This window comes from Streptomyces sp. NPDC085927 (assembly GCF_044540975.1).
GTDB lineage: Bacteria > Actinomycetota > Actinomycetes > Streptomycetales > Streptomycetaceae > Streptomyces > Streptomyces hirsutus.
Map to the genome: position 1 here is coordinate 122980 of NZ_JBITSN010000006.1, position 22016 is coordinate 144995.

The 22016-nt window shown below is 70.8% G+C and carries 23 protein-coding genes and 1 tRNA gene; 14 read left to right on the forward strand and 10 right to left on the reverse strand.

Annotated features, from left to right (window positions below):
* Window positions 1–185 precede the first annotated feature (185 nt).
* The 4 genes from nhaA to ACIF80_RS17795 all read left to right on the forward strand — a co-directional run bounded on the left by nhaA (window position 186) and on the right by ACIF80_RS17795 (window position 3639).
* Window positions 186–1580, forward strand: a complete 1395-nt coding sequence (nhaA, locus tag ACIF80_RS17780; protein ID WP_399805514.1) for a Na+/H+ antiporter NhaA — start codon at window positions 186–188, stop codon at window positions 1578–1580.
* 224 nt (window positions 1581–1804) lie between these two features.
* Window positions 1805–2293, forward strand: a complete 489-nt coding sequence (locus tag ACIF80_RS17785; RefSeq protein ID WP_399805516.1) for a phage holin family protein — start codon at window positions 1805–1807, stop codon at window positions 2291–2293.
* The gene (locus tag ACIF80_RS17790) at window positions 2290–3240 is read left to right on the forward strand and encodes an alpha/beta fold hydrolase (RefSeq protein WP_399805518.1); all 951 of its coding nucleotides are present in this window, start codon (window positions 2290–2292) and stop codon (window positions 3238–3240) included. Before ACIF80_RS17785 ends, ACIF80_RS17790 begins: the two co-directional genes overlap by 4 nt.
* Before the next feature lie 210 nt (window positions 3241–3450).
* Window positions 3451–3639: a hypothetical protein gene (locus tag ACIF80_RS17795; RefSeq protein ID WP_399805520.1), complete on the forward strand. Its 189-nt coding sequence runs from the start codon at window positions 3451–3453 to the stop codon at window positions 3637–3639.
* 171 nt (window positions 3640–3810) lie between these two features.
* Here the strand turns inward: ACIF80_RS17795 and ACIF80_RS17800 are convergent, their stop codons facing one another.
* From ACIF80_RS17800 to nth, 3 genes are all read right to left on the reverse strand, one after another.
* Entirely contained in the window at window positions 3811–5010 is a 1200-nt protein-coding gene (locus ACIF80_RS17800; protein WP_399805522.1) for a MarP family serine protease, read from the reverse strand.
* 117 nt (window positions 5011–5127) lie between these two features.
* On the reverse strand, window positions 5128–5823 hold the full coding sequence (locus ACIF80_RS17805; RefSeq protein ID WP_399805524.1) for an NUDIX hydrolase: 696 nt from the start codon (window positions 5821–5823) through the stop codon (window positions 5128–5130).
* Window positions 5824–5957: 134 nt separating this feature from the next.
* The gene (gene nth / locus ACIF80_RS17810) at window positions 5958–6842 is read right to left on the reverse strand and encodes an endonuclease III (RefSeq protein ID WP_399805526.1); all 885 of its coding nucleotides are present in this window, start codon (window positions 6840–6842) and stop codon (window positions 5958–5960) included.
* 334 nt (window positions 6843–7176) lie between these two features.
* On the opposite strand from nth, the gene ACIF80_RS17815 reads away from it, so the two are divergent.
* Window positions 7177–7851, forward strand: coding sequence for a Crp/Fnr family transcriptional regulator (locus ACIF80_RS17815; RefSeq protein WP_055572875.1), 675 nt, complete (start codon window positions 7177–7179; stop codon window positions 7849–7851).
* A gap of 206 nt (window positions 7852–8057) precedes the next feature.
* Here ACIF80_RS17815 and ACIF80_RS17820 read toward each other — a convergent pair whose 3' ends face one another.
* From ACIF80_RS17820 to ACIF80_RS17835, 4 genes are all read right to left on the reverse strand, one after another.
* The gene (locus tag ACIF80_RS17820; RefSeq protein WP_399805528.1) at window positions 8058–8888 is read right to left on the reverse strand and encodes an MBL fold metallo-hydrolase; all 831 of its coding nucleotides are present in this window, start codon (window positions 8886–8888) and stop codon (window positions 8058–8060) included.
* A complete protein-coding gene (locus tag ACIF80_RS17825; RefSeq protein WP_399805530.1) occupies window positions 8885–9826 on the reverse strand; it encodes an NUDIX hydrolase in 942 nt (313 codons plus the stop codon). Before ACIF80_RS17825 ends, ACIF80_RS17820 begins: the two co-directional genes overlap by 4 nt.
* A gap of 208 nt (window positions 9827–10034) precedes the next feature.
* Window positions 10035–10505 carry a RidA family protein gene (locus ACIF80_RS17830; protein ID WP_399805532.1) on the reverse strand — a complete coding sequence of 157 codons (471 nt, stop codon included), beginning with the start codon at window positions 10503–10505 and terminating at the stop codon, window positions 10035–10037.
* Window positions 10502–10663 carry a DUF4177 domain-containing protein gene (locus ACIF80_RS17835; RefSeq protein ID WP_019355547.1) on the reverse strand — a complete coding sequence of 54 codons (162 nt, stop codon included), beginning with the start codon at window positions 10661–10663 and terminating at the stop codon, window positions 10502–10504. The genes ACIF80_RS17830 and ACIF80_RS17835 overlap by 4 nt, the downstream gene beginning before the upstream one ends.
* Window positions 10664–10744: 81 nt before the next feature.
* Between ACIF80_RS17835 and ACIF80_RS17840 the strand changes: the two genes are divergently transcribed.
* From ACIF80_RS17840 to ACIF80_RS17850, 3 genes are read left to right on the forward strand one after another with little or no spacing between them, the layout of a single operon-like run.
* Window positions 10745–11722: an ArsA family ATPase gene (locus tag ACIF80_RS17840; RefSeq protein ID WP_399805534.1), complete on the forward strand. Its 978-nt coding sequence runs from the start codon at window positions 10745–10747 to the stop codon at window positions 11720–11722.
* Entirely contained in the window at window positions 11719–11961 is a 243-nt protein-coding gene (locus tag ACIF80_RS17845; RefSeq protein ID WP_399805536.1) for a hypothetical protein, read from the forward strand. Before ACIF80_RS17840 ends, ACIF80_RS17845 begins: the two co-directional genes overlap by 4 nt.
* A complete protein-coding gene (locus ACIF80_RS17850; protein ID WP_399805538.1) occupies window positions 11958–13397 on the forward strand; it encodes an ArsA family ATPase in 1440 nt (479 codons plus the stop codon). The genes ACIF80_RS17845 and ACIF80_RS17850 overlap by 4 nt, the downstream gene beginning before the upstream one ends.
* A 278-nt stretch (window positions 13398–13675) precedes the next feature.
* On the opposite strand, the gene ACIF80_RS17855 is transcribed toward ACIF80_RS17850, so the two are convergent.
* A complete protein-coding gene (locus ACIF80_RS17855; RefSeq protein ID WP_399805540.1) occupies window positions 13676–14011 on the reverse strand; it encodes a WhiB family transcriptional regulator in 336 nt (111 codons plus the stop codon).
* Window positions 14012–14428: 417 nt separating this feature from the next.
* Between ACIF80_RS17855 and ACIF80_RS17860 the strand changes: the two genes are divergently transcribed.
* Window positions 14429–16732 carry a transglycosylase domain-containing protein gene (locus ACIF80_RS17860; protein WP_399805542.1) on the forward strand — a complete coding sequence of 768 codons (2304 nt, stop codon included), beginning with the start codon at window positions 14429–14431 and terminating at the stop codon, window positions 16730–16732.
* A 127-nt stretch (window positions 16733–16859) separates the two neighbouring features.
* On the opposite strand, the gene ACIF80_RS17865 is transcribed toward ACIF80_RS17860, so the two are convergent.
* Window positions 16860–17324, reverse strand: coding sequence for a GatB/YqeY domain-containing protein (locus ACIF80_RS17865; RefSeq protein ID WP_399805544.1), 465 nt, complete (start codon window positions 17322–17324; stop codon window positions 16860–16862).
* 164 nt (window positions 17325–17488) lie between these two features.
* On the opposite strand from ACIF80_RS17865, the gene ACIF80_RS17870 reads away from it, so the two are divergent.
* The 3 genes from ACIF80_RS17870 (at window position 17489) to ACIF80_RS17880 (ending at window position 19452) form a co-directional block, all read left to right on the forward strand.
* A complete protein-coding gene (locus tag ACIF80_RS17870) occupies window positions 17489–18415 on the forward strand; it encodes a metallophosphoesterase (protein WP_399805545.1) in 927 nt (308 codons plus the stop codon).
* A gap of 126 nt (window positions 18416–18541) precedes the next feature.
* Window positions 18542–19345, forward strand: a complete 804-nt coding sequence (locus ACIF80_RS17875; RefSeq protein ID WP_399805547.1) for a Pr6Pr family membrane protein — start codon at window positions 18542–18544, stop codon at window positions 19343–19345.
* 33 nt (window positions 19346–19378) lie between these two features.
* Window positions 19379–19452, forward strand: a tRNA-Pro gene (locus tag ACIF80_RS17880).
* Between the two features lie 121 nt (window positions 19453–19573).
* Here the strand turns inward: ACIF80_RS17880 and ACIF80_RS17885 are convergent.
* Window positions 19574–19987 carry a YrdB family protein gene (locus tag ACIF80_RS17885; RefSeq protein ID WP_399805549.1) on the reverse strand — a complete coding sequence of 138 codons (414 nt, stop codon included), beginning with the start codon at window positions 19985–19987 and terminating at the stop codon, window positions 19574–19576.
* 378 nt (window positions 19988–20365) lie between these two features.
* Between ACIF80_RS17885 and ACIF80_RS17890 the strand changes: the two genes are divergently transcribed.
* The gene (locus ACIF80_RS17890) at window positions 20366–21670 is read left to right on the forward strand and encodes a cation:proton antiporter (protein ID WP_399805551.1); all 1305 of its coding nucleotides are present in this window, start codon (window positions 20366–20368) and stop codon (window positions 21668–21670) included.
* Window positions 21645–22004: a hypothetical protein gene (locus ACIF80_RS17895; RefSeq protein ID WP_399805553.1), complete on the forward strand. Its 360-nt coding sequence runs from the start codon at window positions 21645–21647 to the stop codon at window positions 22002–22004. Before ACIF80_RS17890 ends, ACIF80_RS17895 begins: the two co-directional genes overlap by 26 nt.
* Window positions 22005–22016 lie beyond the last annotated feature (12 nt).

The following is a 22016-nucleotide window of genomic DNA, read 5'->3' on the forward strand; positions in this document are numbered from 1 at the left end:
TCGTACGCGCGCCGGGTGCCTCTGTGACGTCCGTCATCGAAAGCCTTTCGTGCGATGCCGGAGCACGTTGGTTACAGTGACCACGAAGGACGGCCACAGCAAACCGTCCCCCACAGTTGTCTCATGGAGCGCCGGGAAGTCTGGTCGGCACACGATTCGTGCTGCCCGACGACCAGAGGACCCCCGTGACCACCCCCCGCACCCCCGGCCCGCGCAAGGCCTTCGGCCGTCTCTCCCTGCCCGAGCGGACCTACGTCACGGATGCGCTGCGCACCGAGACCGTCGGCGGCATGCTGCTGCTCGTCGCCGCGATCACCGCGCTGATCTGGGCGAACGTACCCGCCCTGCACGACAGCTACGAGAGCGTCAGCGACTTCCACTTCGGGCCCGAGACGCTCGGCCTGAACCTGTCCGTCGCGCACTGGGCCGCCGACGGACTGCTCGCGGTCTTCTTCTTCGTCGCCGGTATCGAGCTCAAACGCGAACTCGTCGCCGGTGATCTGCGCGACCCCCGGGCCGCCGCGCTCCCTGTCGTCGCCGCCCTGTGCGGCATGGCCGTACCGGCCCTCGTCTACACGCTCACCAGCGGCATCGGTGGCGGTTCACTGGCCGGCTGGGCCGTGCCCACCGCCACCGACATCGCCTTCGCGCTCGCCGTGCTCGCCGTCATCGGCACCTCGCTGCCGAGCGCGCTGCGCGCCTTCCTGCTGACTCTCGCCGTCGTCGACGACCTCTTCGCGATCCTGATCATCGCGGTCTTCTTCACCGACGGCCTCGACTTCCTCGCGCTCGGCGGCGCCGTGGTGGGCCTGGCCGTTTTCTGGCTGCTGCTGCGCAAGGGCGTACGCGGCTGGTACGTGTACGTGCCGCTCGCCCTGGTCGTCTGGGGCCTGATGTACAACAGCGGGATCCACGCCACCATCGCCGGTGTCGCCATGGGCCTGATGCTGCGCTGCCACCGTCGCGAGGGGGAGGAGCAGTCCCCCGGCGAGCGCATCGAGCACCTCGTCCGGCCTTTCTCGTCGGGCCTCGCCGTACCGCTGTTCGCCCTGTTCAGCGCGGGTGTGGCGGTCTCCGGCGGCGCGCTCGCGGAGGTGTTCACCCAGCCCGAGACGCTCGGCGTGGTCCTCGGCCTGGTCGTCGGCAAGACGGTCGGTATCTTCGGCGGTACATGGCTGACCACACGCTTCACCAGGGCGTCGCTCAGCGACGACCTCGCCTGGGCGGACGTCCTGGCGGTGGCGGTGCTCGCCGGGATCGGGTTCACCGTCTCCCTGCTCATCGGCGAACTCGCCTTCGAGGGCGACGCGTCGACGGCGGACAGCGTCAAGGCGGCCGTACTGACCGGATCCCTGATCGCCACCGCCCTCGCGACCGTGCTGCTGAGGATCCGGAACGCCAAGTACCGCAAGCTGGCCGAGGAAGAGGACCGCGACGACGACCTCAGCGGCGTCCCGGACGTCTACGAGGAGGACGACCCGGCGTACCACCTGCGCATGGCGGAGATCCACGAGCGCAAGGCCGCCGAGCACCGGCAGCTCGCCCGGGAGAAGAGCGAGGGACGTCGCGGGCTTGCCTGAGTACCGGGCGGGGCAGGCGAGGACCACGGCGATCCGGCATGATCTGACGGAACGGTACAAAGGTCAGGACAGTCGGAGCCGGTCCGAGCCAGTCGGACGCACACAACCGGACACACGCGGCCGACGCAGGTGATGGGGCGGGCAGGGGCCGTCAGGCGGCAGACTGATCCTTACTCAGAGGTACGCAGAGGCACGCAGGACGAAAGCAGAAGAGGGAGACCGCGATGAGCGCACCCGACGGCAGCCCGGTCGGCGCCGAACGCAGCATCGGCCAGTTGTTCGCCTCGGCGACGGAGAACATGTCCGCGCTGGTGCACGACGAGATCGCCCTGGCGAAAGCACAGCTCAAGCGGGATGTGCAGCGAGGTGCGACGAGCGGCGGACTGTTCACCCTGGCCGGTCTCGTCCTGCTGTTCTCCCTGCCGATGCTGAGCTTCGCCCTGGCCTACGGCATCCACACCTGGAGCGACTGGAACCTGGCCCTCTGCTTCCTGCTGTCGTTCGCGGCGAACGTGCTGGTCGCGCTCGTCCTCGCCCTGATCGGGACGGTCTTCGCGAAGAAGGCCAAGAAGGGCCGCGGCCCGCAGAAGGTCGCCGCCTCGATGAAGGAGACGGCGGTCGTACTGCAGAAGGCCAAGCCGCACCCGCGTCCGGAACTCCCCAGGGACCAGATCCCCGAGGCGATCGAAGCTGTGGCACGCTCGTCCTCATGACGGACCCCGCCACTCCTTCGGCGCAACCACTCTCGGCCGTACGCCTCGACATCCCGGGCGGTGCCGAGGTGACCCACCGGGACGTCGCCGCCAACGGCGCACGGTTCCACATCGCCGAGCTCGGCGACGGGCCGCTGGTGCTGCTGCTGCACGGCTTCCCGCAGTTCTGGTGGACCTGGCGGCACCAGCTGACGGCGCTCGCCGACGCCGGGTTCCGCGCGGTCGCCATGGACCTGCGGGGCGTCGGCGGCAGCGACCGCACACCGCGCGGCTACGACCCGGCCAACCTCGCGCTGGACATCACCGGTGTGATCCGTTCCCTCGGCGAGCCGGACGCCGCGCTGGTCGGGCACGACCTGGGCGGATACCTGGCCTGGACGGCGGCGGCGATGCGCCCCAAGCTCGTACGACGGCTCGCGGTGTCGTCCATGCCGCATCCGCGGCGCTGGCGGGCGGCCATGATCGCCGACGTCAGGCAGTCGTCCGCCATGTCGCACATCTGGGGGTTCCAGCGGCCCTGGGTCCCGGAGCGGCAGCTCACCGCGGACGACGGGGCGCTGGTGGCCAAGCTGATCCAGGACTGGTCCGGGCCCCACCCGCCGGAGGAGAAGGCGCTGGAGAACTACCGGCGCGCGATGTGCATCCCGTCCACGGCGCACTGCTCGATCGAGCCGTACCGGTGGATGGTGCGGTCGCTGGCCCGGCCGGACGGCATCCAGTTCAACCGCCGGATGAAGCGGCCGGTGCGGGTTCCGACCCTGCATCTGCACGGCTCGCTCGACCCCGTGGCGGGCGTCCGCAGCGCCGCCGGGTCCGGGGAGTACGTCGAAGCGCCGTACCGCTGGCGGCTGTTCGACGGGCTGGGCCACTTCCCGCACGAGGAGGACCCGGCCGCTTTCTCCTCCGAGCTGATCAACTGGCTGAAGGACCCGGAACCCGACCGCTGACAGCCCACCGAGCGGCTTCCGCACCCCTTCCGCCCCCCTTCCGTGCCCCTTCCGTGCTCCTTCCGCTTCGCCTCCCGTACGCCTTCCGTACGCAGGACCGATCATCGGATCTGAACACCTGTCCTACGAACGGCCATTTGCCTGGCGCATAGGCCAATTGGCCCTGCGCGAGGCGGTTATCGACCATGGGTCGGGGGCAGTGGTCGGAGTATGGGCTGGACGCACGACTACAGTGACGCACGCCGCGACCGCCGCTCGGCGGCCGGTATGGGATCCCACCAGCAAGGCGGTGCACCGGAGATGGCAGGTACGGATCTCAGGGTCGGGATTCCGCATATCCTCCGCCGCCGGGCCCGCTGGGTCTCGGTGCGACTCCGCCACCATCACCCACGCGGCTGACGAGGGACGTACGCCCGGCCGTGCTCCCGGTGGGCCTCCTGGGCGTACACCCGTCCCCGCCCCGCTCCGTACCACTCCTCTCATACGCCCCTCCGGGCGACCCGGTCGCGGGCTCCGGCCATACGACCGGCCATACGGGTGCCCGTACGGCCGTAGCAGGCCTCGCGCCGCTCAGAGTGCGCAGCTGTCGCTGTCCACCTGCTGGGTCGCGGAGCGGCCCTTGACGATGTCCTCCTGGATCTCGTCCACGGTGAGGGCGTATCCCGTCTCGGCGTCGTCCAGGGACTTGGCGAACACCACGCCGTAGACCTGGCCGTCGGGGGTCAGCAGCGGGCCGCCGGAGTTGCCCTGCCGGACCGTCGCGTACAGGGAGTAGACGTCTCGGCGGACCGTGCCCCGGTGGTAGATGTCCGGGCCGTTGGCCGTGATGCGTCCGCGGACCCGTGCCGACCGGACGTCGTACGCGCCGTTCTCCGGGAAGCCGGCGACGATCGCGCCGTCGTCCCTGCCCGCGTCCTCGGTGGTGAACCGCAGCGCGGGCGCCTTCAGGTCCGGGACGTCGAGGACCGCGATGTCGCGCTTCCAGTCGTAGAGGACGACCGTCGCGTCGTACTTCCTGCCCTCGCCGCCTATCTGTACGGTCGGCTCGTCGACGCCGCCCACGACGTGCGCGTTGGTCATCACGCGGCGCTCGGAGAACACGAAGCCGGTGCCCTCGAGGACCTTGCCGCACTGCGGGGCGGTGCCCATGACCTTGACGATGGACCGCTGCGCGCGGCCGGCCACCGGGCTGCCGGCCAGAGCGGGATCGGGGGGCTGGACGTCGGTGATCGGCTCGTTCGCGAAGGGGCTGAAGACCTGGGGGAAACCGTTCTGCGCGAGGACGGAGGAGAAGTCGGCGAACCAGGTGTCCGCCTGGTCGGGCAGCGCCCGGGAGACTCCGGTCAGCACCTTGGACTGGCGGACCTCCTTGCCGAGCGTCGGCAGGGTCGTCCCCGCGAGGGCCGAGCCGATCAGCCAGGCGACCAGGAGCATCGCGACGACGTTGACCAGGGCACCACCGGTGGCGTCGAGCGCCCGGGCCGGGGACCAGGTGATGTAACGGCGCAGCTTGTTGCCGAGGTGGGTGGTCAGGGCCTGGCCGACGGAGGCGCAGACTATGACGACGACGACCGCGACGACGGCGGCGGCCGTGCCGACCTCCGCGTTGTCCGTCAGGACGTCCCAGATGACGGGGAGAAGGTAGACGGCGACGAGACCGCCGCCCAGGAACCCGATCACCGACAGAATGCCGACGACGAAGCCCTGGCGGTAGCCGACGACCGCGAACCACACGGCGGCGACCAGCAACAGGATGTCCAGCACGTTCACCGCTTTTTGCCTCGCCTCGTCATTCCGGTCGTTCTCACTCGGCCGGAGTCCGGAGGCATGCGGCACGAACCGCCGTCGTCACGAGCCCCCGTACCGCACGGCACCGCGCCCACCCTGTCATGACCGCCAGTCCAGCGGGACCTGCTTGTCCCGGTCCCAGGGGCGCTCCCACCCCGCGTAATGGAGCAGCCGGTCGATGACCCCGGCCGTGAAGCCCCACACCAGGGCCGATTCGACCAGGAATGCCGGGCCCCGGTGGCCGCTGGGGTGGGAGGTGGTCGTGCGGTTGTCCGGATCGGTGAGATCCGCCACGGGGACGGTGAAGACCCGGGCGGTCTCGTTCGGATCGACGGCGCCGACCGGGCTGGGGGTCCGCCACCAGCCCAGGACCGGCGTGACGACGAAGCCGCTGACGGGGATGTAGAGCTTCGGCAGGACGCCGAAGAGCTGGACTCCGTCGGGATCGAGCCCCGTCTCCTCCTCGGCCTCGCGCAGCGCGGCCGCCAGCGGCCCGTCGGCCAGCGGGTCGCCGTCCTCGGGGTCGAGGGTGCCGCCGGGGAAGGCCGGCTGTCCGGCGTGCGAGCGCAGCGCCGCCGACCGCTCCATGAGCAGCAGCTCCGGGCCGCGCTTCCCGTCGCCGAACAGGATGAGGACGGCGGCCTGGCGTCCCGCGCCGTCCGCCGGGGGGAGGAAGCGGCTCAGGTCGCCCGGTGCGATCGTCTGCGCGACCCGGACCACCGGGTCCAGCCAGGAGGGCAGGCCCTCCGTGCTGAGCCTCACCCGGCCGTCCCGGGGATCGGTCACCCGCGTCATCGCCACCCCTGTCGTCCTGGCACCCGCCGCTCCCATGCCCCGTCCAACGCCCGGTGGCGCCTAGATCGTTCCACCGGCGGCCGCCGTGTATGCCCTCGTGCATGCCGCTGCGCATGCTTCCGTGCATGCCCCCGTCATGCGGCGCCCAGCGGTGGGGCCGGCCGGCCGCCCGCGTCGAGGTAGGCCTGCGGAGGGTTCAGCCGCTGCCCCGGGTAGCCGCCCTTCTCGTACTTCAGCAGCTTCCGCGCCTTGTCCGGGTCGGTCTCGCCCTCGCCGTACGCCGGGCAGAGCGGGGCGATGGGGCAGGCGCCGCAGGCGGGCTTGCGGGCGTGGCAGATGCGGCGGCCGTGCCAGATCACATGGTGCGAGAGATCGGTCCACTCGTTCTTCGGGAAGAGCGCGCCGACGACCGCCTCGATCTTGTCGGGGTCGGTCTCCTCCGTCCACTTCCAACGGCGCACCAGACGCTGGAAGTGCGTGTCCACGGTGATGCCGGGGCGGCCGAAGGCATTGCCGAGCACGACGAAGGCCGTCTTGCGGCCCACACCGGGCAGCTTGACGAGATCCTCGAGACGGCCCGGCACCTCGCCGCCGAAATCCTCCGCCAGCATCTTCGAAAGGCCTATCACCGACTTGGTCTTGGCCCGGAAGAACCCGGTGGGGCGCAGGATCTCCTCCACCTCCTCCGGGTTGGCGGCGGCCAGGTCCTCGGGGGTGGGGTACTTGGCGAAGAGGGTGGGGGTCGTCTGGTTGACGCGCAGGTCGGTGGTCTGGGCCGACAGGACCGTGGCGACCACGAGTTGGAAGGGGTTCTCGAAGTCCAGCTCGGGGTGGGCGTACGGATACACCTCGGCGAGCTCCCGGTTGATGCGCCGGGCGCGGCGGACGAGGGCGATGCGCGACTCGGCCTCGGGCGGTTCGGCGGCGGCCACGGACTTCGCCCCGGCCGCACTGCGCGTCCTCGCACTCTCACTCGTGGTCGCACTCGCACTCGCACTCGCGGTCGTTTTCTTCTTCACCGGCGCCTTCTCTGTCGGTTTCTCCGTTTCCCTGCCGCCATCGGAGCCCTGTTCGCCCACGGCGGAATCCCGGTGCGCCGCCACCCGAACAGCCCCTGGGGCCTGCACTCTCACCGGCGTTTTGGCCACCCCGCCAGCCTACGACTCGGCACCGACATCCGTCCCGACCCCTGAAGACCGGCCCCCAATTGGACCCCTGCCGCTTACCCGGGCAGGCCCGTGCGGCATCCTTGTGACAGATCACACTGTTTGGACTGTCCGGCAAAATGGGCACCCCGGTCCCCTGGTACGTGGGGATCAGGATCCCCTGAGCAGGTCGACAAGGAGAGAACACGTGGACGACGTTCTGCGGCGGAACCCGCTCTTCGCGGCGCTCGATGACGAGCAGGCCGCGGAGCTTCGCGCCTCGCTGACCGAGGTGACCCTCGCACGGGGCGACTCCCTGTTCCACGAGGGCGACCCCGGAGACCGGCTCTACGTGGTCACCGAGGGCAAGGTCAAGCTCCACCGCACTTCCCCCGACGGCCGCGAGAACATGCTGGCCGTCGTCGGGCCCAGCGAGCTCATCGGCGAGCTGTCGCTCTTCGACCCGGGCCCGCGCACCGCGACCGCCACGGCGCTGACCGAGGTCAAGCTGCTCGCCCTCGGCCACGGCGACCTCCAGCCCTGGCTGAACGCCCGCCCCGAGGTGGCCACCGCGCTGCTGCGGGCCGTCGCGCGCCGGCTGCGCAAGACCAACGACGCCATGTCGGACCTGGTCTTCTCCGACGTTCCGGGCCGGGTCGCCCGTGCCCTGCTGGACCTCTCCCGCCGCTTCGGTGTGCAGTCCGAGGAGGGCATCCACGTCGTCCACGACCTCACGCAGGAGGAACTGGCCCAGTTGGTCGGCGCGTCCCGCGAAACGGTCAACAAGGCCCTGGCGGACTTCGCCCAGCGCGGCTGGCTCCGGCTGGAGGCCCGCGCGGTGATCCTCCTGGACGTGGAACGCCTCGCGAAGCGGTCCCGCTGACCTGACCCGGGCCCTCCCGCCCCTGCACCTGTCCCTGCCCCGCACCGTCCCTCAGCCGGACGTCCGGGGCAGGGCACCTGCTCATCGGCCCCGGGATTCCGCCGGACGGACGTGGAGCGGACTGCAGACCCCGGGGTCTCGGGGCTTCAGGGCCTTGACGCTTTGGGGTCTTGAGGCCTTGGAGCTTCGAGGCTTTGGGGCCCGCCCTAAATGAGCCCGTGCTCCCGCAGGTACTCCAGCTGCGCGCGGACCGACAGTTCCGCGGCCGGCCAGAGGGAGCGGTCCACATCGGCGTAGACCTGGGCGACGACGTCGGACGCGCTGTGGTGGCCGTTCTCGACGGCCGTCTCCACCTGGGCGAGGCGGTGCGCACGGTGGGCCAGGTAGTACTCGACGGCGCCCTGGGCGTCCTCCAGTACGGGGCCGTGGCCCGGCAGGACCGTGTGGACGCCGTCGTCGACCGTGAGCGAGCGCAGACGGCGCAGTGTGTCCAGATAGTCGCCGAGGCGGCCGTCGGGGTGGGCCACGACGGTCGTACCGCGTCCCAGGACCGTGTCGCCGGTGAGGACGGCCCCGTCGGCCGGCAGGTGGAAGGCCAGCGAGTCGGCGGTGTGGCCGGGGGCGGGGACGACCCGCAGTTCCAGGCCGTCCACGGTGATCACGTCCCCGCCGGCCAGTCCCTCGTCCCCCAGGCGCAGTTCCGGGTCCAGCGCCCGTACCTTCGTGCCGGTCAGCCCGGCGAAGCGGGCGGCGCCCTCGGAGTGGTCCGGGTGACCGTGCGTCAGCAGGGTGAGGGCGACGCGCTTGCCGGCCCGCTCGGCGGTGTCGACGACGTTGCGCAGATGCCCCTCGTCCAGCGGGCCCGGATCGATCACGACCGCACGCGCGGAGCCGGGTTCCGACAGGATCCAGGTGTTGGTGCCGTCCAGGGTCATCGCCGAGGCGTTCGGGGCCAGGACGTTGACCGCCCGCGCGGTGGCGGGTCCGGAGAGGACCCCTCCGCGCGGTTGGCCGGGAAGGGCTGCCGCGTCCGTCATGTCGTGGCTCCACCGCTCGGGAGGTGCAGGGTGAACTCGTCGTACCCCGGCCAGGACAGCACGATTCCGTCCTCGTCGAGTCGCGCGGTGGCCAGCACCGGCGCGAGGTCACGCGCGGGTGCCGCGTCGAGCGCCTGCGCCGCCGTCGTGTACGCCGTCAGCTGGCGCAGGGTCGCGATCGTCGGCGGCATCATCAGCAGCTCGCCCCGGTCGTACGCGGCGGCCGCCTCGTGCGGGGCGATCCACACCGTACGGTCGGCCTCCGTGGAGGCGTTCCGGGTGCGCTGCCCCTCGGGGAGGGCGGCGACGAAGAACCAGGTGTCATAGCGGCGGGACTCGAACTCCGGGGTGATCCACCGGGTCCACACACCGAGCAGGTCCGAGCGCAGGACCAGCCCCCGGCGGTCGAGGAACTCCGCGAAGGACATGTCCCGCGCGACGAGCGCCACGCGGTCCGCCTCCCAGTCCGGGCCCGTGGTGTCGCCGATCACGGAGTCGGGCGTCGGGCCCGCGAGCAGCACGCCGGCTTCCTCGTACGTCTCGCGCACGGCGGCGCAGACGATCGCCTGGGCCGCCCTTTCGTCGACGCCGAGTCTGTCCGCCCACCACGCGCGCGTGGGGCCCGCCCAGCGGACGTGCAGGTCGTCGTCGCGCGGGTCGACGCCACCGCCCGGGTAGGCGTACGCGCCCCCGGCGAAGGCCATGGAGGCGCGTCGGCGCAGCATGTGGACGGCATAGCCGTCACCGGTGTCCTTCAGGAGCATGACGGTGGCCGCGCGCTTCGGCGTGACCGGCACGAGGGTGCCGTCCGCGAGCGCACGGATGCGCTCCGGCCATTCCGGCGGACACCACTGCCCACCGGCCCGGCCACCCGTTCGGCCCTCGGCCTGACCACCCGTTCGGCCCCCGGCCCGCCCATCAGCCTGCGCATTCGCCATGGCCGGAGGCTATCCCGTGACGGGCTGATGTTCGAGTGGCCCACGGGGAGAGGGAATCGGGCCGCCCTCGTCCCCGTGGGCCGCCGGATCACCGGCCGTCCACAGCCGTCAGCCCGTCCCGGGCAAGGCCCGTCCCGGCCGGTCCGCTTCGGTCGGTCCTCCTCGGTCGGTCCTCCTGGGACGGTCCGCCCCGGTCAGTCCGCCTCGGTCAGTCCGCCTCGGTCAGTTCCACCTGGATCTCGATCTCCACCGGAGCGTCCAGCGGCAGTACCGCGACGCCCACCGCGCTGCGGGCGTGGACGCCCTTGTCGCCGAGGACGTCGACCAGCAGCTCGCTCGCGCCGTTGAGGACGCCCGGCTGGCCCGTGAAGTCCGCGGCCGAGGCCACGAACCCGGTGACCTTGACCACGCGCGCGACGCGGTCCAGGTCGCCGGCGACGGACTTCACGGCGGCGAGGGCGTTCAGCGCGCAGGTGCGCGCCAGCTCCTTGGCCTCCTCCGCCGTGACCTCGGCGCCGACCTTGCCGGTCAGCGCGAGCTGGCCGTCCACCATGGGGAGCTGGCCGGCGGTATAAACGTACCGCCCGGACAGCACGGCCGGGCGGTACGCGGCCAGCGGCGGAACGACCTCGGGCAGCCTCAGGCCGAGCTCGGCCAGCTTCGCCTCGACCGCACTCACGCCTGCTTCTCCCGCTTCAGGTAGGCGACCAGCTGCTCGGGGTTGTTCGGGCCGGGAACGACCTGCACGAGCTCCCAGCCGTCCTCGCCCCAGGTGTCCAGAATCTGCTTCGTGGCGTGGACCAGCAGCGGAACCGTGGAGTACTCCCATTTCGTCATGCCGCGACTCTAGCCGCTGGTTTCCGGGGAACTCTCCCCCGGAGCCGACGGGGCGCGCGGGGAGGAATTAGGCTCAAAGGCGTGAGCAGGCTTCAGGTCGTCAGTGGCAAGGGCGGAACCGGCAAGACCACGGTGGCCGCGGCCCTCGCGCTGGCTCTGGCCACGGAGGGGAAGCGGACGCTTCTCGTCGAGGTCGAGGGCCGCCAGGGCATCGCACAGGTCTTCGAGACGGAGGCGTTGCCGTACGAGGAACGGAAAATCGCGGTCGCTCCCGGGGGCGGGGAGGTGCACGCCCTCGCCATAGACGCCGAGCGTGCCCTTCTGGACTACCTCCAGATGTTCTACAAGCTGGGCAGTGCCGGGCGGGCCCTGAAGAAGCTCGGCGCGATCGACTTCGCGACCACCATCGCCCCCGGTGTGCGGGACGTCCTGCTGACCGGCAAGGCGTGCGAGGCGGTACGGCGCAAGGACAAGAGCGGGCGGTTCGTCTACGACTACGTCGTGATGGACGCCCCGCCGACCGGGCGCATCACCCGTTTCCTCAACGTCAACGACGAGGTCGCCGGACTCGCCAAGATCGGTCCGATACACAATCAGGCGCAGGCCGTGATGCGGGTGCTGAAATCACCGGAGACGGCGGTGCACCTGGTCACGCTGCTGGAGGAGATGCCGGTCCAGGAGACCGTGGACGGCATCGCCGAGCTGCGGGCGGCCCGGCTGCCGGTGGGGCGGATCATCGTGAACATGGTGCGCCCCGGGCTGCTGGACGCGACCGATCTGGAACTCGTGGGGACGGTCACGCGTTCCTCTGTCGCGCAGTCGTTGTCCTCCGCCGGTCTCGGCGGCGCGCGGCGCGGGGGGCACGCCGAGCGGCTGGTGGACCCCCTGCTCGAACAGGCGGAGGAGTACGCCGAGCGGTACGCGCTGGAGGCCGAGCAGCGTGCCGCGCTGTCCGAGGTGGACCTGCCCCGGCACGAGCTGCCGCTGCTCGCGGAGGGCATGGACCTGGCGGGCCTGTACGCGCTGGCCAAGGAACTCCGCGCCCAGGGCGTGTCATGACCGGCAAGAACCCTCCCGGCGGCGCCGCGCCGGCCACGGGCGTGCTCGATGCGGATGCCGTCACGGGCGTACTCGACCCGGGCGTCGTCGTAGGTGTACTCGCTCCGGGCCTCGTCGCGGGTGTGCTCGTCGTGCCGTCCGGTGCGCTCGTCGCGCCGTCCTCCGTCACGAGCCGGAAGCCGAACCGGGAAACCCGTCGAGAACCGAGTCGGAAGTATCGGAAGCAGGGGATGTCATGAGTCGTCGTCCGGAACCGGCGCACGCGCACGACCCGGCCCACTCGGGCGGCTCGGCCCACTCGGCCCGCCACCGCCTCTCCCCCGTCCCCATGCTCGACGTCGATCCGCTGATCGAGGACCGTGGCACCCGGATCGTGGTGTGCTGCGGTTCGGGCGGGGTCGGCAAGACGACCACCGCCGCGGCGCTGGGCCTGCGCGCGGCCGAACGGGGTCGCAAGGTGGTCGTTCTGACCATCGACCCGGCCCGCAGACTCGCCCAGTCCATGGGCATCGACTCGCTCGACAACATCCCCCGCCGGGTGAAGGGCATAGACGACTCCGCGGGCGGCGAACTGCACGCGATGATGCTCGACATGAAGCGCACCTTCGACGAGATCGTCGAGGCGCACGCGGATCCCGAGCGGGCCTCCGCGATTCTGGGCAACCCCTTCTACCAGTCGCTCTCGGCGGGCTTCGCGGGCACGCAGGAGTACATGGCGATGGAGAAGCTGGGGCAGCTGCGGGCCCGTGACGAGTGGGACCTCATCGTCGTCGACACCCCGCCGTCCCGGTCCGCGCTGGACTTCCTGGACGCGCCGAAGCGGCTCGGCTCCTTCCTCGACGGCAAGCTCATCCGCCTCCTGCTGGCCCCGGCGAAGGTCGGCGGCCGGGCGGGGATGAAATTCCTGAACGTCGGGATGTCCATGATGACCGGCGTTCTGGGGAAGGTGCTCGGGGGGCAACTGCTGAGCGACATGCAGACGTTCGTGGCGGCGATGGACTCCATGTTCGGCGGGTTCCGTACGCGCGCGGACGCCACCTTCAAGCTGCTCCAGGCGCCCGGGACCGCGTTCCTGGTGGTCGCGGCCCCGGAGCGGGACGCGCTGCGCGAGGCCGCGTACTTCGTGGAACGGCTGGCCGCCGAGAACATGCCGCTGGCCGGCCTGGTCCTCAACCGGGTCCACGGCAGTGGCGCCGACCGGTTGTCGGCCGAGCGGGCACTCGCCGCCGCGGAAAATCTTGAGGACTCCCGCATTGTGGATCAGGAGGACGGGAAAGCTGGACTTCGTAACTCCCCCGACACATACGAAAGTTCGGATGCCCCCGCTGCGGAGACTCCCGCTCCGGAAGCACCCGGGACACCGGCACAGGACGACGTCCCCGACGGAGGCTCCCCCGCCACCGTGGACGACACCGGCGCCGACGGGGCGGACGAGAGGGACGCGGAGCGGTCCGTGGACCAGCTCACCGCGGGCCTGTTGCGGCTGCACGCCGAGCGGATGCAGCTGCTCTCACGCGAGCAGCGCACGCGTGACCGCTTCACCGCGCTCCACCCCGAGGTGGCGGTGACGGAAGTGGCCGCGCTGCCCGGCGACGTGCACGACCTCACGGGACTGCGGGACATCGGCGACCGGCTCGCGGCCAACCGGCCGGAGCTGCCCGAGGCGAGCGCCTGACACGCGTCGGCACGCCCTGGCGTCAACACGCCCTGAGGCGCATCGACATACCCCCACGGACGCGCCCTGCCGCTCGGCCGAGCACCATCCGCCCCAAGGAACTGCCGGAAGGCTGAACGGAGTAGGGCCTGAAGCCCGTGCGGAGGCCCGCCCGGCCGCGGATGCCGGTGCAAGGCCCCGCCCGAAATTCCACCCACGCGGAGCGGAGCAAGGGCCGGGCAGAGCAATGACAGAGCGGGGGCCGAGCGGAGCAGCGGCGGAGCGGGGCCCGAGAACCCTCAGCCCACCGCCGCGAAGCTCGCGTACACCTCGTCGTCGAGGGGCATGACACCCGTTCCCCGCTCGTACTCCGTGCGCGCGGTCTCCAGCAGCCGGCGCCAGGACGTCACTGTGGGCCGCCGGCGCAGCAGTGCGCGGCGCTCACGTTCCGTCATGCCTCCCCACACGCCGAACTCGACGCGGTTGTCGAGCGCGTCGGCCAGGCACTCCGTGCGTACCGGGCACCCGGTGCACACCGCCTTGGCCCTGTTCTGCGCTGCTCCTTGAACGAACAGTTCATCCGGATCAGTAGTGCGGCAGGCAGCCTGCGCACTCCAGTCGGTAACCCAGCCCATACCGGCGCCGTCCTCTCCCGAATCGAGGCTCCCCCACGGCGGCAGCGGCATATTCACCGCCGCCAGTTGAGGACGTTACGGAAGGTGGGCACAGCGCAACACCCCCAGCGGGCCCAATCTTGATGGCCCGAACGGACTATGGGTAAGCGGCAGATCACCCGGGGGAGTGAGCTGGCGACATGCGCGGCAATCCCGACGTTTCGGGGCGTTTCACTTGCGCCACAACGGACACCATGTGACACGGAAGGTGGATCCGGACACGCATCCCCCACCCCCCGACGAAAAAAGTCGGAGAGATCCGGAACGATTCGGGGTCGCCCGACGTATTGATACGTGACCTCACTGCTGTGACAGTTGTGGGCAGCTTAGGCCAAGGCCTGTACGCGTGTCCGGCAAATGAGAACGTAGGCTGCTCCCATGCCAAAGAAGCGCTCGGGCGGCGGCCTGTCGGCAACGCAGCAGGCCGCGAAGTTCCTCGGTGTCAGTGTCCTGTCGGGGGCCGTGCTGGCCGGTATCGCGCTGCCCGCCGTGGGGGCGCTGGGCCTCGCCGCCAAGGGGTCGGTGGAGAGCTTCGACGAACTCCCCACCAACCTCAAGACACCCCCGCTGAGTCAGCGCACCACCATCCTCGACGCGGGGGGCGGCAAGATCGCCACCGTCTACTCGCGCGACCGCACGGTGGTCGACTTCAAGGACATCTCGCCGCACCTCCAGAAGGCGATCGTCGCGATCGAGGACTCGCGCTTCTACGAGCACGGCGCGGTCGACCTGAAGGGCGTACTGCGTGCGATGAACCGCAACGCGCAGAGCGGCGGTGTCTCCGAGGGTGCCTCCACCCTGACGCAGCAGTACGTGAAGAACGTCTTCGTGGAGGAGGCCGGCGACGACCCGACCAAGGTCGCGCAGGCCACCCAGCAGACGATCGGCCGCAAGATCCGCGAGCTGAAGTTCGCGATCCAGGTCGAGGAGGAGCTGGGCAAGAAGAAGATCCTCGAGAACTACCTGAACATCACGTACTTCGGCCAGCAGGCCTACGGCGTGGAGGCCGCCGCCCAGCGCTACTTCTCCAAGCCCGCCAAGGACCTGAACCTCCAGGAGTCCGCGCTCATCGCCGGCCTCGTCCAGTCGCCGAGCCGGTACGACCCGGTCAACGACGAGACGGAGGCCACCAAGCGGCGCAACATCGTCCTGGCGCGGATGGCCCAGGTCGGCGACATCTCCCAGGAGCAGGCCGCCGAGGCCTCGGACACACCGCTCGGGCTGAAGGTCAGCAAGCCGAAGAACGGCTGCATCACGGCGGTCGACGGCGCGGGCTTCTTCTGCGACTACGTGCGCCAGGTGTTCCTGAACGACCCGGCCTTCGGCAAGACCTCGGAGGAGCGGGCCAAGGTCTGGAACCGCGGCGGCCTGACGATCCGTACGACGCTCGACTCGCAGGCGCAGAAGGCCCTGCAGGAGTCGGTCAAGAACCACGTCAACAAGAGCGACGAGGTGGCCACCGCCGCCAGCGTCGTCCAGCCCGGCACCGGCAAGATCCTCGCCATGGGCCAGTCGCGTCCGTACGGTTTCGGCAAGAACGAGACGCAGATCAACCTCTCCGTGGACCAGGGCATGGGCGGCGGCGCCGGCTATCAGCCCGGTTCGACGTTCAAGCCGATCGTGGCCGCGGCCGCCCTCGAGGGCGGGATGCCGGCGACGAAGACGTACGCCTCGCCGTACCAGATGGACTACCCGGCTCCGGTCCAGGCCTGCGAGGGCAAGACGTGGAACGAGTCGGGCGTCCCGGTCGAGAACGAGAACGAGTCCGAGGTCGGCCCGTACGACATGAAGGAAGCGACCGCGAAGTCGGTCAACACCTACTACATCGAAATGATCAGCGAGATCGGCATCTGCCCGGTGACGGAGCTGGCGAAGAAGATGGGCGTCGAGCGGGCCGACGGCAACAAGATGCTGCAGGCGCCGTCGATCGCCCTCGGCACTCAGGAGATGTCCCCGCTGACCATGGCGAACGGCTACGCCGCGTTCGCCTCGCGCGGCATGTACTGCACGCCGGTCGCCATCGAGTCCATCAGCCAGCGCGTCGGCGAGAAGTCGAAGTCGCTTCCGGTCCCGAAGTCGACGTGCTCACGCGCGATGTCGGAGAAGACCGCCGACACCATAAACACCCTCCTGCGGGGCGTGGTCGAGGACGGTACGGGTACGGAGGCCGGTCTCGGCAGCCGCCCGAGCGCGGGCAAGACCGGTACGACGGACTTCCGTTACGCCGCCTGGTTCGTGGGCTACACGCCGAACCTGGCCGGTGCGGTGTGGGTCGGCGACCCCGAGCACAAGCGGCAGATGGTCGACATCTCGATCGGCGGGACCTGGCACTCGAAGGTGTTCGGTGGCCAGGTGCCCGGCCCGATCTGGCGCGACATGATGAGCGGCGCGCTGAACGGCAAGGACGCCCCCGAGTTCAACCTCGTCAACATCCCGGACCGCAAGAAGCCCGACGAGGACAAAGGCCGGGACCGCGGGGACGACGACCGTGACGACAACCGTGACAGCGGCCGCAACAACGACGCCGGCGGGTTCATCGGCGGCCTGGTCGGCGGCGGAAACGGCGGGACCGAGACCAACGGCGGCACCGGCACCAACGGCGGGGCCGAGCCCAACCCGACCATCTCCATCCCGGAAGGCTTCTTCCAGGGCCCGGGCAACGGGCCGGGCGGACGGCGCTGACAGCACACCGGCGGTACGCCGGCGGCATCGCGAAGGGCCCCTCTTTCCCGCACCGGGAGGGAGGGGCCCTTCGCTGTGTCGCCGGCTCGTCCGACGGGACGCTTCCGTCTACCGGACGCCCACCGGCTCAGCCGGCGAGGAGCCTCTTCACCGCGGCGGCCACCCGGCCGCCCTCGGCCTGCCCGGCCACCTTCGGGTTGACGATCTTCATGACCGCCCCCATGGCCCGCGGGCCCTCCGCGCCGGCCGCCTTCGCCTCCTCGACGGCCTGGGAGACGATCGCGTTCAGCTCGTCGTCGGACAGCTGCTGGGGCAGGTACCGCGCGAGCAGCTCGCCCTCCGCCTTCTCCCGCTCGGCCTGCTCGGGACGCCCGCCCTGCGCGAAGGCGTCCGCCGCCTCACGGCGCTTCTTCGCCTCACGGGTGATCACCTTGAGGACCTCGTCGTCGGAGAGTTCGCGCTTCTCCTTCCCCGCCACCTCCTCCTTGGTGATCGCGGTGAGCGTCAGCCGGAGCGTGGAGGAGCTGAGCTCGTCACGCTCTCTGATCGCAACGTTGAGGTCGTCATGCAGCTTCGACTTGAGCGTGGTCATGCCTCGATTGTCGCAGGAAGGGGAGGAAGGACGCCCGCGCATTTCCCCCCGGCCCCAAGGTCCGGCGTCCCGGGGCGCGTTCGGGCGGACGGGGACCGGCTCCGGCCGGCCGCCGGGAAGGTACCGCGGCCGTTCCCTCCCCCCGGATCTGACACGATGGACGTATGCGCGCGCGATACGGAATCCCCCTGGGAATCACGGCGGCCGGTGCCGCCGGACTGGTGTACGCGGCGGGCTTCGAGGCCCGCTCCTTCCGGCTGCGCCGGGTGACGATCCCCGTCCTGCCCGCCGGAATGCGCCCCCTGCGCGTCCTGCAGGTCTCCGACATCCACCTGGTGAGCGGCCAGCGCAAGAAGCAGCGTTGGCTGCGCTCGCTGGCGGGCCTGCGCCCGGACTTCGTGATCAACACGGGCGACAACCTGTCCGACCCGGAGGGCGTCCCGGAGGTGCTGGACGCGCTGGGCCCGCTGATGGAGTTCCCGGGCGCGTACGTCTTCGGCTCCAACGACTACTACGGCCCGAAGCTGCGCAACCCGGCCCGCTACCTGATCGAGAAGGCCCAGGGCCGGCACGGCCTGAACGGCAACGACCCGGCCGCCAACGTGATCCACAACCCGTGGGAGGACCTGCGGGACGGCTTCGACGGCGCCGGCTGGCGGAACCTGACGAACACCAGGGACACCCTGAAGATCGAGGGCGTCACGATCGAGCTGACCGGCCTGGACGACCCGCACATCAAACGGGACCGCTACGCGGAGGTGGCGGGCGGCCCGTCGGCCACGGCGGACTTCTCGATGGGCGTCGTCCACGCCCCCTACCTGCGCGCCCTGGACTCCTTCACCGCCGACGGCTACCCCCTGGTCCTGGCCGGCCACACCCACGGCGGCCAGCTCTGCATCCCCTTCTACGGCGCGCTGGTCACCAACTGCGACCTGGACACCGACCGGGTGAAGGGCCTGTCCACGCACACGTCCGAGGGCCACACGTCCTACCTCCACGTCTCCGCGGGCTGCGGCACCAACCGCTACACCCCCGTCCGCTTCGCCTGCCCGCCGGAGGCGACGCTGATGACGCTGGTGGGGCGGGAGTAGCCGGCCCGAGGAACCGGACGGGAGCTGGGGGCCGGGCAGGGGCTGACGTGGCCGAGCCGGCCCCCATGTCACTCGTCCGGCCCACCCGCATCGCCCCGACCTGGTCATCCACCCACTCTGGGGTCCATGACCACCCCGATACCCAGGGACATCCCCGACCTCCCCGTCATCCCCGGGAGACGGACGAACCTCATGCCCCCGTCCGCCCCCGCGGGAGCCGTGGTGCCGCTGGTGCGCCGGCCCCTGGTAGCCGCATACCGCCTGCTCGTGGCGCTGGCCGCGCTCGCGGCGGTGACCGTCGAGATCCTGCTCGGCAGCCCGGCACGCGTCCTGAGCCACTTCGCGATCCAGAGCACGCTCCTGCTGGCCGTGGTCATGCTCGCCTCGGCCGGCCGAGCCTGGGGCGCCCGCCGCCCTCCGCCGGACGCCCTGACCGGAGCGGCGCTGCTGTACGTGGTCGCGGCGGCCCTGCTCCACCACGTCCTCCTGGCGGACGCGACACCGGCGTACACGGTGACGGGGACCACGGAGCCGGCGGACCTGACCGGCCCGGCCGGCACGCTGGCCGCACTCGCACCCCACGCCCTGCACACGGTGCTCCCGATCGCGGCGGTGCTGGACCGGCTGCTCCTGTCCCCGCCGGCCCGCATGCGCCTCGCCCACGCCGCCGCATGGCTCCTGTACCCGACGGCCTACCTGGCCTTCACCCTGATCCACGGGCTGTTCCTCCCCGCCGGCCCGGCCCGCCACCTCTACCCCTTCCAGGACGCCGACCGGCACGGCCACCCGTACGTTCTGGGCGTCTCCCTCCTCCTGCTCCTCGTCCTGTACTGCCTGGCCGTCGCCCTCATCGTCGTGGACCGCACCCGCCCGGACCCCCTCCGCCTGGGCGCCAAAACCGGATTTCGTCTCCAGCCACCGGTGGGCTAAAGTAAACGACGTCGCCGCGAGAGCAGCGACGATCGGGGTGTGGCGCAGCTTGGTAGCGCGCTTCGTTCGGGACGAAGAGGTCGTGGGTTCAAATCCCGCCACCCCGACAGAGAAGTACCACTCAGGGGCCTGATCCGCATCGCGGGTCGGGCCCCTGAGTGGTACCGGGGGACGTTTGGGGAGCCGTTCGGGAGGCGACTTCACATCCCGGCACCCGAACGGCTCTCATCACTCCGCCGCAGCCGGTTCGGCGCCGCGGTCGACGGGGAGGACGCGGAAGGTCTCGGCCACCGTGGTGTTGGCGATCGTCACGACCGCCATGACGCCTGCCGCGACGGGGTGTCCCACTCCGTACAGAGCAGCGGCGCCACCGCCGAGCACCAGCGCCTTCACCACCAGGACGAGTGGAAGCCGCGGTCGCCACCGCGCCCGGGGTGCGGCGAACAGCGCCCAGACCACGGCGGCCGGCAGAGGTGTTCCCACGCCGAGCAAGGTTCGGGAGACACCCTCGGGACCCGTATGCAATCCCCACCAGCCCAGGCAGCCCAACGCGGCGAGCTCCAACAGAAACGCCAGGGCTTCATTCGCGGCGCACCAGGGCTGTGCATCAAGCCCCGCCACACCACCACCCCTCCCCGCCATCCGTCCCTCCCGCTGCTCCGGTGCGCTGGTGCACCCGGCATGACACCGCCCAGAGCGTAAGCGCTGCGTTCACGGAACTGCGGCCCGAGCCGGCTTCGGGCAGCGCTCACACCATCCGCCGGCCCCGCCGCCCAGGTGGGTGTGGAACAGGCCGATGCCAAGCACGATCTGGTGGTCGAAAAGGTTGCAGTCGGTGACTGAAGTGCTCCTTCCCGGCTCTGCGTGCCAGGACCGGGGGTCCCCAGCTCGACCAGCCCGACACGTACAGTGAACGGTCGTGTCACTGTGTGACCGTAGTGGATGGTGTGGTCGGGTGTGTGGCGCGTCGTCCCGGCACAGCTGCCCGGGCGGTCGCCCTGGTCCCGGTGAGGAGTACGGATGAGCCAGTGGGGTGTGGTGGTGGCCGGTGGCGTGGTCGTCGGCTACGGGGCGCTCTCGCGGCGGCTGTCGACGACGGTGCTGTCCGGGCCCCTGGTGTTCGTCGTGTGCGGGCTGGTGATCGGGCCTCTGGGCCTGGACCTGCTGAACGCGGACCGGGATCCGGAGGTCATCCGGACGCTGTTGGAGAGCGCGCTCGTCCTTGTGCTGTTCACGGACGCGGCGGCGATCAGGATCGGGGACCTGCGCAGGGAGGGGTTCCTGCCGTTGCGGCTGCTCGTGATCGGGCTGCCCCTCACGATGGCGCTGGGGTGGCTGGTGGCCTGGCCCCTCCTGCCCGGTCTGAGTGTGTGGGAGCTGGCGCTGGTCGGCGTCATCCTGGCTCCGACGGATGCCGCGCTCGGACAGCAGGCTTTCTCCAACAAGCGGGTCCCGGCGCTGGTCCGAGGCGGCCTGGGCGTCGAATCGGGCCTGAACGACGGTCTGGTGCTTCCGTTCTTCGTGCTGGCGCTGGCGGCGGCGGGTGAGGGGGAGGGGCAGCCGGGTGTCGTCGTGACGTTCCTGCGTGCGCTGCTGCTGAGCGGTGCGATCGGACTCGCCGCCGGTTGGGCCGGGGCGGGCGTGTTGCGTTGGTCGGTCGCCCGGGACTGGAGCACTCCTGCGTGGCGGCAGTTCCTGACGCTCGCCGTTCCCGTGATCACCTACGTACTGTGCGACGCGGCCGAAGGCAGCGGCTTCATCGGTGCCTGGGCTGCCGGTCTGGCCTTCGGAAGCCGGCTGCGTGGCGCCCCGTCAGGACGTGTCGCTCGCGCCGAAGACCCGGGTCCCACGCAGAGCGCGAAGTTCGGCGAGCGGCTCGGGCTCCTGCTCTCCTCGGTGAGCTTCCTGGTCTTCGGCGCGGTCATCCTGGGGCCGGTCCTTCAGCACCTGACGTGGCGGATGGTGGTCTACGCGCTGATCAGCCTGACCGTGGTCCGGATGCTGCCGGTCGCTCTGGCCATGGCCGGTACCGGTCTGCGGGCCGCGTCCGTCGCCTACATCGGGTGGTTCGGTCCGCGCGGGCTCGCCTCCCTGGTCTTCGGCCTGCTGGCCTTCGGGGAGCACCTGCCCGGGACGACGCTGCTGAACGGCGTCATCGCCGTGACCGTGGGTCTGAGCGTTCTCCTCCACGGCGCCACGGCCCCGTTTCTGGGAAACCGCTACGGCGACTGGTTCACCAGGACGCTCCGCACCGAACCGGGCCTGCGGGAGAACGCACTCGGCGCCGACAACGCCCCCGGTGTACGAGACCCCCACAGCCCTTGAGGAACACGGCGACGGCCGCGATGACCACGCCGGTGCACGCCACCACGCCACCACGCCGCCACGCCGCCACGCCACCGACTGCGGTGAGCACGGCATCGATCGTGACGAGCCGGGTGTCGATGTCGATCGGGTGCAGGGGCTGGTGATGGTCGCCGGAAGCGGCCGGCGTGAGAGCGGCGCAAGGCGTCTGGAGCGCACGCCGGGCATCCGTGCGGACGCCCGGCGTGAAGTCCCGGGCGTCCGCGTGAAGACCGGTCGTCGGGTCCTGAAGACCGGTCGTCGGGTCCTGAAGATCGGTACAACCTCATCCCGGTCTCGCATGTCGTGGTCATGAACGCTCTTCCGC

What these genes read in the sequence shown, in the direction of transcription:
- ACIF80_RS17870 (WP_399805545.1), top strand. Translation starts at nt 17,489, where the DNA reads ATGCGCGCGCGATACGGAATCCCCCTGGGAATCACGGCGGCCGGTGCC.
- ACIF80_RS17790 (WP_399805518.1), top strand. Translation starts at nt 2,290, where the DNA reads ATGACGGACCCCGCCACTCCTTCGGCGCAACCACTCTCGGCCGTACGC.
- ACIF80_RS17890 (WP_399805551.1), top strand. Translation starts at nt 20,366, where the DNA reads ATGAGCCAGTGGGGTGTGGTGGTGGCCGGTGGCGTGGTCGTCGGCTAC.
- ACIF80_RS17820 (WP_399805528.1), bottom strand. Translation starts at nt 8,888, where the DNA reads ATGACGGACGCGGCAGCCCTTCCCGGCCAACCGCGCGGAGGGGTCCTC.
- ACIF80_RS17845 (WP_399805536.1), top strand. Translation starts at nt 11,719, where the DNA reads ATGACCGGCAAGAACCCTCCCGGCGGCGCCGCGCCGGCCACGGGCGTG.
- ACIF80_RS17875 (WP_399805547.1), top strand. Translation starts at nt 18,542, where the DNA reads ATGACCACCCCGATACCCAGGGACATCCCCGACCTCCCCGTCATCCCC.
- ACIF80_RS17805 (WP_399805524.1), bottom strand. Translation starts at nt 5,823, where the DNA reads ATGACGCGGGTGACCGATCCCCGGGACGGCCGGGTGAGGCTCAGCACG.
- ACIF80_RS17785 (WP_399805516.1), top strand. Translation starts at nt 1,805, where the DNA reads ATGAGCGCACCCGACGGCAGCCCGGTCGGCGCCGAACGCAGCATCGGC.
- ACIF80_RS17855 (WP_399805540.1), bottom strand. Translation starts at nt 14,011, where the DNA reads ATGGGCTGGGTTACCGACTGGAGTGCGCAGGCTGCCTGCCGCACTACT.
- ACIF80_RS17865 (WP_399805544.1), bottom strand. Translation starts at nt 17,324, where the DNA reads ATGACCACGCTCAAGTCGAAGCTGCATGACGACCTCAACGTTGCGATC.
- ACIF80_RS17860 (WP_399805542.1), top strand. Translation starts at nt 14,429, where the DNA reads ATGCCAAAGAAGCGCTCGGGCGGCGGCCTGTCGGCAACGCAGCAGGCC.
- ACIF80_RS17885 (WP_399805549.1), bottom strand. Translation starts at nt 19,987, where the DNA reads ATGGCGGGGAGGGGTGGTGGTGTGGCGGGGCTTGATGCACAGCCCTGG.
- ACIF80_RS17795 (WP_399805520.1), top strand. Translation starts at nt 3,451, where the DNA reads ATGGGCTGGACGCACGACTACAGTGACGCACGCCGCGACCGCCGCTCG.
- ACIF80_RS17835 (WP_019355547.1), bottom strand. Translation starts at nt 10,663, where the DNA reads ATGACGAAATGGGAGTACTCCACGGTTCCGCTGCTGGTCCACGCCACG.
- ACIF80_RS17850 (WP_399805538.1), top strand. Translation starts at nt 11,958, where the DNA reads ATGAGTCGTCGTCCGGAACCGGCGCACGCGCACGACCCGGCCCACTCG.
- ACIF80_RS17825 (WP_399805530.1), bottom strand. Translation starts at nt 9,826, where the DNA reads ATGGCGAATGCGCAGGCTGATGGGCGGGCCGGGGGCCGAACGGGTGGT.